This window comes from Amycolatopsis pigmentata (genome assembly GCF_042684065.1).
GTDB lineage: Bacteria > Actinomycetota > Actinomycetes > Mycobacteriales > Pseudonocardiaceae > Amycolatopsis_E > Amycolatopsis_E pigmentata.
In genome coordinates this window covers 54,549-67,628 of sequence record NZ_JBHUKR010000009.1, presented here as the reverse complement: position 1 = coordinate 67,628, position 13,080 = coordinate 54,549, and the positions used below count along the sequence as shown (strand labels likewise).

The following is a 13,080-nucleotide window of genomic DNA, read 5'->3' as shown; positions in this document are numbered from 1 at the left end:
GACACGCTCAGCGCGACAGCCACACCCAGCGTCTCCCACCACCACCCTCAACGGACACGCTCAGCGCGACAGTCTCACAACCCGTAGGTCTCCAGCAGCCTCAGCCATACCTCGCTGATGCTCGGGAACGACGGCACCGCGTGCCACAGGCGTGACAGCGGTACCTCGCCGACGATCGCCACCGTCGCGGAGTGCAGGAGTTCGGCCACGTCCTGACCGACGAAGGTCACCCCGACGAGCACCTCGCGCTCGATGTCGACGATCATGCGCGCGGTCCCGGTATAGCCGTCCGCGTGCAGGCTGGCGCCTGCCACGTCGATGGCGATGTCCACCACCCGGTGCGGTGCGCCGTCGGCGGGCTCGGTCAGCCCGACCGCGGCGACTTCGGGATCGGTGAACACGACCTGCGGCACCGCGTAATGATCGGCGGTACTCGTGTACCGGCTCCACGGACGCGTGTCGGCCGGCCTGCCTGCCGCCCTCGCCACGATCACGTCGCCGGCCACCCGCGCGGCGTACTTGCCCTGATGCGTCAACAGCGCCCGCCCGGTGACGTCCCCGGCCGCGTACAGCCATCCTCCGTCCACTTCGGACACCAGGCCGGTGTCGTCGACGGTGAGCGGGCCACCGGCGGTCAGCCCGATCGATTCCAGGCCGAGATCGTCGGTCGCGGGCTTGCGGCCGGTGGCGACGAGCACGCGGTCGGCGGTGAGCACCTCGCCGCCGCGGAGTTCCAGCCGGGCCGTGCCGTCTTCTTTCCAGGCACGCTCCAGCGCGGTTTCGGTGTGCATTTCGACGCCGGCGGCACGCAGTCCCTCGGCGACCGCGTCGCCGGCGAAATCCGGATAGCGCGGCAACGGTCGCGGCCCGGTGACGATCAAATCGACCCGGGCGCCGAGCCGCGCCCAAGCCTGGGCCATTTCGACACCGACCACACCGCCGCCCAAAACCGCGAGCCGCCCGGGCACCTCGCTCGCGGAAGTGGCGTCCCGTGACGTCCAGGCCGGGATGTCGGCGAGTCCCGGAATACGGGGCGTCTTCGGCACGCTTCCGGTACAGACCGCGACCGCGTGCCGGGCCCGCAGGACCTGCCCGCCGTCCACTGTGACCTCTCGCTCACCGGTGATGCGGGCGCGTCCGCGCACCGGTTCGATTCCCGCGCCGCGAACCCAGTCGGCCTGAGCGGAATCGTCACCCTTCTCAGTGAACTCATCGCGCCTCTTGAACACTGGTTCGGGGTCGAGGGAATCGCCGATCGGAACCCCGGGCATCCGCTTCGCCGCGGCCAGCAGGTTTCCTGGTCGTAGCAAGGCTTTGCTGGGGATACACGCCCAGTAGGAGCACTCGCCGCCGAATCGTTCGTGTTCGACGAGAGCCGTTGTGAGTCCGCCCCGGGCCGCACGGTCGGCCAGATTCTCCCCCACCGGACCGCCGCCGATCACGACCACGTCGAAAGTCTGTTCAGCCATACAGGCCAACGAACACCAGGCGAGCGCGTCACGCAACCGGGGGAGGTATTCTGCCCGCAGAATCAAGTAGGGAGGTTTCGGTGGCCAAGAACACCGCAGTGCAATTACTGGATGACCTGAACGGCGAACCGGCCCAGGAGACGGTTCGGTTCGGCCTCGACGGTGTCGCCTACGACATCGATCTCTCCGACGAGAACGCGGAAAACCTCCGCGAGGTGCTGGCGTCCTATGTCGAGCACGGCCGGCGTATCGGCGGCCGCAAGCGGGCACCGCGCCGTCTCGGCCCGCCGAAGCGAACACGGCGTAGCACCGCCGCGAAAACAACCGCGAAGCCGGCCACCGCGAAGGCTCCGGCGAAGACCCGGTCCACCAAGTCCGCGGCGAAATCCGCGCCCGCCAAGTCCGCGCCCGCCAAGTCCGCGACGGCGAAACCGGCTACGCGGACGGCCAAGGCGGCCCCGGCGAAGACGGCCGCGAAAACCACGAAGGCGACCGCGAAGCAGACGCCCGCGAAATCCGGAGCCAAGGCGGCGAAAACGACAACGGCGAAATCCGCGACGAAGACGACCTCGACCCGGGCCACGACTTCGAGGGCATCGGGCACGAAGGCCGCGGCGGCGAAATCCACGGGAGCGAAGACCACCGCCGCCAAGAGCACCCCGGCGAAGACCACCGGCCGCAAGCCCGCCGCGAAGAAGACGGCCGCCGCCAAGAAAACGGATTCGGGGGAGAAGACTTCCCGCCGCACCTCCCGCACGGCGCCCCCGGTCATCTTCTCGGCGGCGGACTAGGAACCACAGCTTGGAGGGAAGACCGCCTCGCGCGCGGGCATGCGGGACTCGCGCGCGGGACCGGGCTGACCTCAGAGGTTCTTCAATTCCTCGACGATGTCGCCGACCGAGGTCTTGGCGTCGCCGAAGAGCATGGTCGTCTTCGGGTCGTAGAACAACTCGTTGTCGATCCCGGCGAAGCCCGAACTCATCGACCTTTTCAGCACGATGACCGACCGGCTCTCGTTCACCTTCAGGATCGGCATGCCGTAAATGGGCGAGGAGGGATCGCTCTGCGCGGCCGGGTTGGTCACGTCGTTCGCGCCGATCACCAGCGCCACGTCGGTGTGGCCGAACTCGGAATTGATTTCGTCCATTTCCTTGAGCTGGTCGTAGGGCACGTCGGCCTCGGCCAGCAGGACGTTCATGTGGCCGGGCATCCGGCCTGCCACCGGGTGAATGGCGTAGGCGACCTTGATGCCCTTGTCCTGGAGCAGGTCGGCCATTTCCCGCACCGCGTGCTGGGCCTGAGCCACCGCCATGCCGTAGCCGGGGACCACCACGACGGTGCTGCCGTAAGCCATCTGGATCGCGGTGTCGGCGGCGGTGGTACTGCGCACCGGCCGGGTCTCGGTCGTGCGCGCCACCGCCGTGCCACCGCCGAATCCGCCCGCGACGATCCCGGGAATCGAGCGGTTCATCGCCTTGGCCATCAAATTCGTCAGAATGGAACCCGAGGCACCGACGATCATGCCCGCCACGATCAGCGCGGTGTTCTGCAGCGCCAGGCCCATGGCCGCGGCGGAAAGACCGGTGAACGCGTTGAGCAGGGAAATGACGACCGGCATGTCGGCGCCACCGATCGGGAGCACCACCATCACGCCGAGCACCGCGGCGGCCAGCAGCAGCACGATCATCAGTGCCTCCGCGTGGCCGCCCGCGATCACCACCCCGGCGCTCGCGAGTGCCACCAGCAGCAAAACGATGTTCAGCGGTTGCTGCAGCGAGCCCAGGGTGACCGGCCGCCCGGGAAGGATTTCCTGGAGTTTGCCGAACGCGATCAGCGAGCCCCAGAACGAAATCGAACCGATCAGCGCGGCGAACAAAGACGCCACGGCGACGTAGGTCTGTTCACTCGCATAGCCATCGGTGGTGCGGAATTCCACCCAGGCGATGAGCGCGACGGCCCCACCGCCCACGCCGTTGAACAGGGCCACCATCTGCGGCATGGCGGTCATCTTCACCCGGCGCGCGGCCGGAACGCCGACCAGCGTGCCGAGCACGATGCCGAGCGCGATCAGCAGCCAGTTGCTCATTCCGGGCGTCAACAGGGTCGCGACCACCGCGATGACCATGCCCGCCGCGGCGATCCAGTTGCCGCGCACCGCCGTGCGGGGACCGGTCAGGCCCATCAGGCCGTAGATGAACAGCGCGAAGGCGACGATGTAGAGGGCGCCGATCAGATTCGTCATTGACCGTCCTTCTTCTGCTTGAACATCCCCAGCATCCGGTCGGTGACCAGGAATCCGCCGACGACGTTGATCGTGCCGAAGGCGATCGCGACGACCAGCAGAACCTTGTTCAGGACTCCCTCCGCGCCCAGTCCGAGCACGATCAGCCCGCCCAGCAGGACGATCCCGTGAATGGCGTTGGTTCCCGACATCAACGGGGTGTGGAGGGTGTTGGGGACTTTCGAGATCACCGCGAAACCCACGAATCCCGCGAGCACCAGTACCGCGAGGCTGGTCACGAGCATCACGATTCTCCCTTCTTCTCGCGCCCGCCGAGCGCGACGCAGGCGCCTTTGACGATTTCGTCGGAGAAGTCGAGCGCGAGCCTGCCCTCGGCATCGACGAGCAGTTCGACCAACTCGGTGAGGTTGCGCGCGTAGAGCTCGCTGGCGTGCGCGGGCATCTCGGCGGGAAGGTTGAGCGGTGAGCAGATCGTGACGTCGTGGGCGACGACCTCGCGGCCCGGCTCGGTCAGCTCGCAGTTTCCGCCGGTCTCGCCCGCCAGGTCGACCACCACCCCGCCGGCCGGCATTCCGCGCACCGCTTCGGCGGTGACCAGGGTGGGCGCCCGGCGGCCCGGCACCAGCGCGGTGGTGATCACGACGTCGAAACCGCCTATCGCCTCGGTCAGCCGCTGTTGCTGGCCCGCTCGCTCTTCTTCGGTCAGTTCGCGGGCGTAACCGCCCTCGCCGACCGCCTCGATCCCCAGATCGAGCCAGTTGGCACCGACCGACCGCACCTGCTCGGCGACTTCGGGGCGCACGTCGTAACCGGTGGTCTGCGCGCCGAGCCGCTTCGCCGTGGCCAGCGCCTGCAGGCCCGCCACCCCCGCGCCCAGCACCAGGACCTTCGCCGGGGGCATGGTGCCCGCGGCGGTGGTGAGCATGGGGAAGAACCGGGGCAGACGCTCGGCGGCGAGCAGCACCGAGCGGTACCCGGCGACGCTGCTCTGCGAGGACAGCGCGTCCATCGCCTGCGCGCGGGTGATGCGCGGGATCGACTCCACCGCGAACGCGGTGATTCCCGCCTTCTCCAGTTCCGCGATCCTGTCCACATCGGACAGGGGGCGGAGGAAGCCAATAAGGACGGAGCCCTCGCGCAACCGCGGCAGCTCCGCCTCCCCCGGTGGGGCCACCTTGAGCACGATGTCGGCCCCCCAGGCGTCGCCGATCCGCGCGCCCGCCCGCTCGAAAACGGCGTCCTCGAGCCGCGCGCCCGCTCCCGCGCCGGATTCGACGACCACCCGCAGACCACGCTTGACCAGGCGTTCGATCAGTTTGGGCACCAGCGCCACGCGGCGTTCACCGGGCTCGGACTCGCGCACCACCCCGACTGTCAACTGATCGGTGTCGGCCACTCCCACCACCTCCGGCTGGGGATTCCTGCGTGGCTACCAGCAAAGATCCACGGGCGTGCCGAGTCAAGTACCGCTGCCCGACACGAACAGGGCAAGCCTGCGCGTCCAGCACCGGCCGCAGGGCCGGGCGGGTGCCGGTGTCCGGTCCACGCACGGCGCGGCCGTGAAAGATCCCGTTACGGTGGGGACATGTACTCGACCGAGATCGAGGTCCGCACCGGGGGAAAGCCCGTGGTGCACGACCTGACCGAGCAGACGCGGTCGTTTCTCGCCGACGCGGGTGCCGCGGACGGACTCCTCCACGTCTGGGTGCCGCACGCCACCGCGGGGCTGGCCATCCTGGAGACCGGCGCCGGCAGCGACGACGACCTCCTGGCCGCGCTCGACGACCTCCTGCCCCGCGACGACCGCTGGCGGCACCACCACGGCAGCGCCGGCCACGGCCGGGACCACGTGCTGCCCGCGCTGCTGCCGCCCTACGCGAGCGTGCCGGTGCTCGGCGGAGCGCCGGCACTGGGCACCTGGCAGTCGATCTGCCTCGTCGACACCAACGTCGACAACCCGGTCCGGCGGGTCCGGTTGAGCTTTCTGGCCGGCTGAACCGGCCCGGACCCACGAGTCGCCGGGTACCGTCTGGTCGTGAGCAAACGGCTGGTGCTGTGGGACATCGATCAGACCCTCGTCGATCTGCGGGGCGCCGGGCGCGCCTGGTACGCGCACGCCCTGTCGGAAGTCCTCGGCGTCACGCTGACCGGGATGCCGCCGTTCTTCGGCCGCACGGAACGGGCGATCACCGCGGAAGTCCTTGCCGCACATGGCATCCAGCCCGACGAGGAGCTGGTCCGGCGGGTCTGGGCGGCCCTGGTCGCGGCGTCCGAAGCGTCGCTGCCGACACTGGCCGGGCGGGGGCTGGCGCTTCCCGGTGCCGCCGACGCGCTCTCCGGCCTCGCCGCTCACGGGGACGTGGTGCAGTCACTGGTCACCGGCAATCTCAGGGAGATCGCGTGGCACAAGTTGTCCGCCTTCGAACTGCACGCGCATCTCGACTTCGACCTCGGCGGCTACGGCTCCCTGTCGGCGCACCGGCCCGACCTGGTCGCCCACGCCGTCGGCCAGGCCGCCGCGCGCCACGGCGAGCCGGAGTCCGTGATCGTCGTCGGCGACACACCACACGACGTCGAAGCGGCGCTCGCGCACGAGGCGGTCGCCGTCGCGGTGGCCACGGGCCGGTTCAGCGCCGAAGAGCTGCGCGGCGCGGGAGCGCACATCGTGCTGCCCGACCTCGCCGACACCGCGGCCGTACTCGCCGCCGTCCTCAACGGGCACTGAGCCCCGTTTTCGGGCAAGTTCCTTCCGGCATGGGAATACCGTCGGGTTATTCTTGACATGGGGGTCGACATCGACTTTCTCATGCCCTTCACCGGCACGGAATCCGTGTCCGCGACGACGAAGGATGACCAGTGAACACGGTGAGAACGCCCGATGGCAGGCGTCTGGATATCTTCACCGAGGGGCCCGAACAGGCCCCCGCGCTGCTGTTCCACCACGGCACCCCCGGCGCCGCCGACTATTACGCACCGCTTGTCGCGGCGGCGAACGCGGCCGGGTTCCGCTGGATCTCCTACACCCGGCCGGGCAACGGTGATTCCGACCGGGCGGCGGGGCGCACGGTGGCCGACGCCGCGGCGGATTCGGCGGCGGTACTGGACGCGCTCGGAGCCGAAAGCTTCGTGACGGCGGGTCTGTCCGGTGGTGGCCCGCACGCGCTGGCTTGCGCGGCGCTGCTGTATGGCCGGTGCGCGGGGGCTGTCACCGTCGGCGGACTCGCCCCGAGGACCGAATTCGCCGCCGCGGGGTTGGACTGGACCGATGGTATGGACCAGACCAATATCGGGCAGTTCGCGGCGGCCCTCTCGGGCGAGAACGCGTTGCGTGAGTTCATCGAGCCGTTCGCGGGCCAGATCGCCAAGCTCGACGGCACCGGCGTGATCGGCATGCTCGGCGGCCTCGTGGACGCCCCCGACCGAGCCGTCCTCACCGGCGGGTATGCCGACTACGTCGCCGCGTGCTTCCGGGAGTCGGCCCGGGTCGGCGCCGACGGCTGGGTCGACGACATCCTCGCGTTCACCCGGCCATGGGGCTTCGCGCTGGCCGACATCCGGTGCCCGGTCGCGGTTTGGCAGGGCTCCGAGGACCGGATGGTCGCCCCCGCGCACGGCGCGTTCCTGGCCGAACACCTCCCGAACGTCCGTCCGCACCTGATGCGGGGCGAAGGACACCTGTCCCTGGGCGTCGGCTCCTTCGACGAGATTCTCGCCGAAGCCAAGGCCTTCCTGGACTGACGCCGGACCAGCCGGCCGGTGTGCTAGGCAGTGTTCAAAGGCGCGCGATCGGATTTGCGTAGACGGGCCGTGACTCTCGTCGTCGGCCTCCTCTGGGCAGGCAGGCGGCCCGCCTCCGCAAATCCAAAGCCTTCGGCACCCGCGCGGCTACTCACCTCGTGCGGAAACACAGGCTTTCGAAACACGCCCTAGCCGTGGACCAGCTTGGCCAGGCGCGCCACGACCTCGTCGACCGCGACCTCCTCGCGGTCGCCGGAGGTCCGGTCCTTGATCTCGACGACGCCCTTGGCCAGTCCGCGCCCGACCACCAGGATGGTCGGCACCCCGATCAGCTCCGCGTCGGCGAACTTGACCCCGGGGGTGGACTTCCGGTCGTCGAGCAGCACCTCGATCCCGGCCGCGTCGAGGTCCGCGGCGAGCTTCTCGGCGCCCGCGGCCACCGTCTCGTCCTTGCCCGCGATCACCACGTGCACGTCGAACGGGCTCACCGCGCGCGGCCACACCAGGCCCAGGTCGTCGTGGTGCTGCTCGGCGATGACCGCGACCAGCCGGGACACGCCGACGCCGTAGGACCCCATGGTGATCCGGATCGGCTTCGAGTCGGCGCCGAGGGCGTCCAGCGCGAAGGCGTCGGCGTATTTGCGGCCGAGCTGGAAGATGTGCCCGATCTCGATGCCGCGCGCCGCGACGAGGGTGCCCTTTCCGTCCGGCGACGCGTCGCCCTCGCGGACCTCGGCGGCCTCCACCGTGCCGTCGGGCTGGAAATCCCGGCCCGCGACGAGGTCGACGACGTGGTGGTCGGCCTTGTCCGCGCCGGTCACCCAGGCCGTGCCGGTGACCACCCTGGGGTCGACGAGATAGCGGATCCCGTTGTCCCGCAGGGCTTTCGGGCCGATGTATCCCTTGACCAGGAACGGGTTGGCGGCGAAGTCGGCCTCTTCGAGGAGGGCCACGTCGGCGGGCGCGAGGGCGGCTTCGAGCCGCTTCTGGTCGACCTCGCGGTCACCGGGGACACCGATCCCGACGATGTGCCAGTCCTTTTCACCCGGCTGCCGCGTCTTCACCATGACGTTCTTCAAGGTGTCCGCGGCGGTGAAGGTGCGGCCGAGTTCGGTCTTGGTGTTGAGGTAGTCGACCAGGCCGGCGATGGTCGGCGTGTTCGGCGTGTGGTGCACCTGCGCCTCGGGCAGGCCTTCCAGCGACCGGGCGGGCGGCGCGGGCGTCACCACGGCCTCGACGTTGGCCGCGTACCCGGACTCGGTGCTGCGGACGTAGGTGTCCTCACCCGTCTCGGCGACGGCGAGGAACTCCTCCGACGCCGACCCGCCCATCGCACCGGAGGTCGCCGCGACGACGACGTACTCCAGGCCGAGCCGGTCGAAGATGTTGATGTAGGCGTCCCGGTGCAGCGCGTACGAGCGCTGGAGACCGGCGTCGTCGAGGTCGAAGGAGTAGGAGTCCTTCATGACGAACTCGCGGCCGCGCAGGATCCCGGCCCGGGGACGCGCCTCGTCGCGGTACTTCGTCTGGACTTGGTAGAGGATGACCGGGTAGTCCTTGTACGAGCTGTACTCACCCTTCACGGTGAGCGCGAACAGCTCCTCGTGGGTGGGGCCGAGCAGGTAGTCGGCGCCCTTGCGGTCCTTGAGGCGGAACAGCGCGTCGCCGTATTCGGTCCAGCGCCCGGTCACCTCGTACGGCTCGCGGGGCAGCAGGGCGGGGAACTGGATCTCCTGCCCGCCGATGGCGTCCATCTCCTCGCGCACCACGGTCTCGATCCGGCGCAGCACCCGCAGGCCCAGCGGCAGCCAGGAGTAACCGCCCGGGGCGACGCGGCGGACGTAACCGGCGCGCACCAGCAGCCGGTGGCTGGGCACTTCGGCGTCCGCCGGATCCTCACGCAGGGTGCGAAGGAACAGCGACGACATCCTGGTGATCACTGGGGCGCTCCTCGGGGCCGATACACGTTGCGCTCAGCGTAGTCAACCCCGCGGGGCCTCCTCCAACCGGTTATCGGCAGGCCTTTGCGGACCGGCTGGGATGCCACATCTCGCGTGGTGGGACCGCGCCTTTCAGCCAGGGCCAGCGGTTCACTCGACCGGTTGTCGTTGACTGTGTGATCACGAGGTGACTCTGAGTCGAAGAGCGAGTGCTGGGGGTGTACTGGTCAAAGCGTTGAAGCACCAAGGCGGAAGCGACGGAGGATTTCGGTCAGCACGACATCGCGATGACAGCGGCGTTGGTCGGCCTCGAAACACAGCAACGCGACGCGCTCATAGCGGAGACAGTCGCGGATTTCGTCCAACGTCCGGGAGGCGTCATCACGTGTCAGCAAGTCGGCAAAAGCGGCCTTGGCGTGCCGCAGTTCCGATTCCGAACCGGCAAAACCCGGCCGGTTCTCCTTCGGGTTACCCAGTTCCCGACGATGGTCGTACGCGATGCCGACTTCGGCCAACGCCTGGCGCAATGCCGTCTTGCTGAAACCCCGCTTCCGCGATATCGGGGTCAGCCGCACGTCAACCAACCGCGTCACCCCACGATCCGCAAGGTCAGCGACGAACTCGGCAACCTCGCGCCCCTCGTAACCCACTCCCAGCACCCCACAAGCGTCCGTGACCATCATGCGGTAACCCTGTCATAACCCCATCCGCACGGACGACTCCACGACATCGACTTGAGTGGAGCCGGACCGCCACTGGGACAATGGCGGGCGTGTGGTTCGGCATCCTGGGTCCGGTCGAGGTGTGCGCGGCCGACGCGGCCCTGGTCGCCGTCGGAGGACCGCGGCCCCGGGCCCTGCTCGCGTTGCTGGCGCTGGAAGCCGGTCACGTCGTCGGCACCGACCGGTTGGTCGACGGCCTCTATGGCGAAACGCCGCCCCGTGACACCGCCAACGCCCTCCAGGCCCAGATTTCCCGGCTCCGTCGCGTACTCGGTGACGGCGTGATCGAGTCGTCTCCGGCCGGGTACCGGCTGGCGGTCGATCCCGAACAGGTCGACGCGCACCGGTTCGCCCGCCTTGCCCGGGAGGGACGGCAGGCGCTCGCGGTGGGCGACGCCGAGCAGGCGGTCGCGAAGCTGACGGAGGGGCTCGCCCTGTGGCGGGGGCCTGCCGAAATCCCCGCCGCACAAGCCGCCCGGCTGGACGAGCTGCGGCTGAGCGCCGTCGAAGACCGGGCCGAGGCCGAACTGGCCCGGGGCGGCGACGTCAGCGCGCTCATCGCCGAACTGCGGGAGTTCGTCGAGGGGAACCCGCTGCGCGAACGACTTCGGGGCCTGCTCATGCGCGCGCTCCAGGCGTCGGGCAGACAGGCCGAGGCCTTGACCGTGTTCGAGGACGCGCGCCGGACCCTGGCCGGCGAACTCGGCGCCGACCCGTCCGCGGAGCTGGCCGGGACCCATCTGGCGATCCTCACCGCCGAAGAGGTCCGGACCACTCCGGTGCCCGCCCCGCTCACCACGTTCGTGGGCCGGGGCGAAGAGCTGAACCGGGTCCGGGAGCAGCTCGGCACCGCCCGGCTCGTCACGGTGACCGGCCCGGGCGGGATGGGCAAGACCCGGCTGGCCGTCCAGGCGGGCACGAACGCGCCGGACGCCTGTTTCGTCGATCTGTCCGCGCTCACCGACGGGAGCGAGGTCCCTCAGACGGTCCTGGCCGTGCTGGGCCTTCGTGAGAGCGGCCTGACACCCACAGCGCACCGCCCGCCGGACCTTCTCGCCCGGCTCACCGCAGCCCTGCGAGACCGGTCCCTGCTGCTGATCCTGGACAACTGCGAGCACGTCATCGCCGAGAGCGCCACGCTCGTGCACAGGCTGCTCACGGCGTGCCCCAGCCTGCGCGTACTCGCCACCAGCCGGGAACCGCTCGACATCACCGGTGAAGTGTTGTGCCCGCTCGTACCGCTGCCCGAAGGCCCCGCCGTGCGTCTGTTCGCCGACCGGGCACAGGCGGTGTCCCCCGGCTTCGCCGTGACGGAGGCCGTGCCACGGATCTGCCGGGCACTCGACGGGCTGCCGCTCGCGATCGAACTGGCCGCGGCGCGGCTCCGCTCGCTGACCGTCGACGAGTTGGAGGCCCGTCTGGACGACCGGTTCCGCCTGCTCTCGCGAGGCAGCCGGACCGCCGCGCCCCGGCACCGGACCCTGCACGCGGTGGTCTCCTGGAGCTGGGATCTGCTCGATCCCCGCGAACAGCGCGCGCTGCGCGGGCTGGCCACCTTCGCCGGTGGCGCCACCGCGGGCGCGGCCGCCGAAGTACTGTCCGAAGTGGACGCCGAAGAGCTGCTCGACGATCTGGCGGGCAAGTCCTTGCTGGAAGCGGGTGGGGGCCGCTACCGCATGTTGGACACGATCCGTGAGTTCGCCGCGCGCCAAGCCACCGAGGCGGGCGAAGCGGATTCCTTCGCCAGGGCGCATGCCGAACATTTCCTCGACCTCGCGCGCACCGCCGATCCGCATCTCCGCGACGCCGAACAGCTCACCTGGCTGGCGCGCCTGACCGGCGAGCACGCCAACCTGCGCGCCGCGCTGCGGTGGGCCGTGCAGGCCGACCCGCCGCTGGCACTGAAGTTGGTCGGCGCCCTCACCACCTATTGGCGACTGCGGGGCGTGCGAGGGGAAATCGCTCCGCTGGCCGTCGAACTGCTCCAGCGGCTGGACGGTCGCGAACCGCCCGAGGACCTCGCGGAGGAGTACGTGCTGACGGTGCTCAACGCGTTGCCGGACCCGCCGCCGGGAACCCTCGACCGCGCCAGGGAAATCATGCGCACGCCGCGCTACCCACCCCGCCAGCCCGCGCTGCTGGTGGCGTGGGCGATGTTCACCGGGCCACCCGGCCCCGACGAGGTCCTCAACCCGATCTACGAAGCGTTCAGCGAATCCGCGGACCCGTGGCTGGACGCGCTGGTTCATTTCTCCTTGAGCTACCTCAAGATCTTCACCGGGGAGCACGCCGGCGCGGAGGCCGAGTTCGCCAGGTCGCTGGCGGGTTTCCGGGCCGCCGGGGACCGGTGGGGCATCGCCCAGGTGCTCGACGGGCTCGCCGCGCTGGCCGACCGGAACGGGGACTGGCGGCGCGCGCTTTCCCTCACCGAGGAGGCGATCGCGAAGATGACGCGGCTGGGCGCGGTGGAGGAGATCGCCGAACTTTCCTGCCGCAGGGCCGATCTCCTGCTCCGTGGCGGCGAACTCGACGCCGCGGAGGCGGGGTACCGGCAGGCGGAGGAACTCGCGCAGCGGGTCGGTGTCCCGGCGACCCTGGCCATGACACACCATGGCCGCGGCAGGCTCGCGGTCCGTCTCGGTCACCACGCCGAGGCCCGCCGCCGGTTCCGGCTGGCGCTTCAGGCCTGCGGGCCGGACTGGCAGAGCCTCTGCGTGCGCTCCCGGGTATTGGTCTGGACCGCGCTGCTCGACGGCGACGGCGGACGCGCCGCGTACCTGCTCGGCGCGTCCGCCGCGATCGGCGACACCACCCACGATCCCGGCACCGCCGACCGGGTCGCGCAGCTGGCCGGAAAAGAGCCTTACGACAAGGCGTTCGCGCGCGGGTCGGCGATGTCCCGCGACGAGGCGCTGGCCTTCGTGCTGACCGCATAGGCTGTGTTTCCAAGGCGCGCGATCGGATTGGGC

At 70.0% G+C, this 13,080-nt stretch carries 11 protein-coding genes; 5 read left to right on the top strand and 6 right to left on the bottom strand.

The genetic code is table 11. From position 1 onward, the window contains the following. Nucleotides 1-74 precede the first annotated feature (74 nt). A complete protein-coding gene (locus tag ACFSXZ_RS19765) occupies nucleotides 75-1,469 on the bottom strand; it encodes a dihydrolipoyl dehydrogenase family protein (protein WP_378266582.1) in 1,395 nt (464 codons plus the stop codon). Nucleotides 1,470-1,549: 80 nt separating this feature from the next. Between ACFSXZ_RS19765 and ACFSXZ_RS19760 the strand changes: the two genes are divergently transcribed. Then, entirely contained in the window at nucleotides 1,550-2,260 is a 711-nt protein-coding gene (locus ACFSXZ_RS19760; protein WP_378266581.1) for a histone-like nucleoid-structuring protein Lsr2, read from the top strand. Nucleotides 2,261-2,331: 71 nt separating this feature from the next. Here the strand turns inward: ACFSXZ_RS19760 and ACFSXZ_RS19755 are convergent, their stop codons facing one another. Genes ACFSXZ_RS19755 through ACFSXZ_RS19745 form a run of 3 tightly spaced genes read right to left on the bottom strand, consistent with a single transcriptional unit; the run spans nucleotide 2,332 to nucleotide 5,107 of the window. Then, nucleotides 2,332-3,711: an NAD(P)(+) transhydrogenase (Re/Si-specific) subunit beta gene (locus tag ACFSXZ_RS19755; protein ID WP_378266580.1), complete on the bottom strand. Its 1,380-nt coding sequence runs from the start codon at nucleotides 3,709-3,711 to the stop codon at nucleotides 2,332-2,334. Further along, on the bottom strand, nucleotides 3,708-3,995 hold the full coding sequence (locus ACFSXZ_RS19750) for an NAD(P) transhydrogenase subunit alpha (protein ID WP_378266579.1): 288 nt from the start codon (nucleotides 3,993-3,995) through the stop codon (nucleotides 3,708-3,710). Before ACFSXZ_RS19750 ends, ACFSXZ_RS19755 begins: the two co-directional genes overlap by 4 nt. Then, nucleotides 3,995-5,107 (bottom strand): Re/Si-specific NAD(P)(+) transhydrogenase subunit alpha, encoded by a 1,113-nt coding sequence (locus tag ACFSXZ_RS19745; RefSeq protein ID WP_378266578.1) that lies wholly within the window; start codon nucleotides 5,105-5,107, stop codon nucleotides 3,995-3,997. Before ACFSXZ_RS19745 ends, ACFSXZ_RS19750 begins: the two co-directional genes overlap by 1 nt. A gap of 189 nt (nucleotides 5,108-5,296) precedes the next feature. Here ACFSXZ_RS19745 and ACFSXZ_RS19740 point away from each other — a divergent pair, with 189 nt between their 5' ends. The 3 genes from ACFSXZ_RS19740 to ACFSXZ_RS19730 all read left to right on the top strand — a co-directional run bounded on the left by ACFSXZ_RS19740 (nucleotide 5,297) and on the right by ACFSXZ_RS19730 (nucleotide 7,449). After that, the gene (locus ACFSXZ_RS19740; RefSeq protein ID WP_378266577.1) at nucleotides 5,297-5,707 is read left to right on the top strand and encodes a secondary thiamine-phosphate synthase enzyme YjbQ; all 411 of its coding nucleotides are present in this window, start codon (nucleotides 5,297-5,299) and stop codon (nucleotides 5,705-5,707) included. Between the two features lie 33 nt (nucleotides 5,708-5,740). Continuing rightward, entirely contained in the window at nucleotides 5,741-6,436 is a 696-nt protein-coding gene (locus ACFSXZ_RS19735) for an HAD family hydrolase (protein WP_378266979.1), read from the top strand. A gap of 131 nt (nucleotides 6,437-6,567) precedes the next feature. After that, nucleotides 6,568-7,449: an alpha/beta fold hydrolase gene (locus ACFSXZ_RS19730; RefSeq protein ID WP_378266576.1), complete on the top strand. Its 882-nt coding sequence runs from the start codon at nucleotides 6,568-6,570 to the stop codon at nucleotides 7,447-7,449. A 188-nt stretch (nucleotides 7,450-7,637) separates the two neighbouring features. On the opposite strand, the gene ACFSXZ_RS19725 is transcribed toward ACFSXZ_RS19730, so the two are convergent. Both ACFSXZ_RS19725 and ACFSXZ_RS19720 read right to left on the bottom strand, forming a co-directional pair. After that, a complete protein-coding gene (locus tag ACFSXZ_RS19725; protein WP_378266575.1) occupies nucleotides 7,638-9,389 on the bottom strand; it encodes a proline--tRNA ligase in 1,752 nt (583 codons plus the stop codon). Nucleotides 9,390-9,616: 227 nt separating this feature from the next. Continuing rightward, the gene (locus tag ACFSXZ_RS19720) at nucleotides 9,617-10,072 is read right to left on the bottom strand and encodes a DUF488 domain-containing protein (protein WP_378266574.1); all 456 of its coding nucleotides are present in this window, start codon (nucleotides 10,070-10,072) and stop codon (nucleotides 9,617-9,619) included. Between the two features lie 89 nt (nucleotides 10,073-10,161). On the opposite strand from ACFSXZ_RS19720, the gene ACFSXZ_RS19715 reads away from it, so the two are divergent. Further along, on the top strand, nucleotides 10,162-13,047 hold the full coding sequence (locus tag ACFSXZ_RS19715; RefSeq protein ID WP_449224280.1) for a BTAD domain-containing putative transcriptional regulator: 2,886 nt from the start codon (nucleotides 10,162-10,164) through the stop codon (nucleotides 13,045-13,047). Nucleotides 13,048-13,080: the final 33 nt, after the last annotated feature.

Excerpts from the sequence above, each read along its gene's own strand:
- ACFSXZ_RS19720 (WP_378266574.1), bottom strand. The coding sequence starts at position 10,072 with ATGATGGTCACGGACGCTTGTGGGGTGCTGGGAGTGGGTTACGAGGGG.
- ACFSXZ_RS19765 (WP_378266582.1), bottom strand. The coding sequence starts at position 1,469 with ATGGCTGAACAGACTTTCGACGTGGTCGTGATCGGCGGCGGTCCGGTG.
- ACFSXZ_RS19755 (WP_378266580.1), bottom strand. The coding sequence starts at position 3,711 with ATGACGAATCTGATCGGCGCCCTCTACATCGTCGCCTTCGCGCTGTTC.
- ACFSXZ_RS19740 (WP_378266577.1), top strand. The coding sequence starts at position 5,297 with ATGTACTCGACCGAGATCGAGGTCCGCACCGGGGGAAAGCCCGTGGTG.
- ACFSXZ_RS19750 (WP_378266579.1), bottom strand. The coding sequence starts at position 3,995 with ATGCTCGTGACCAGCCTCGCGGTACTGGTGCTCGCGGGATTCGTGGGT.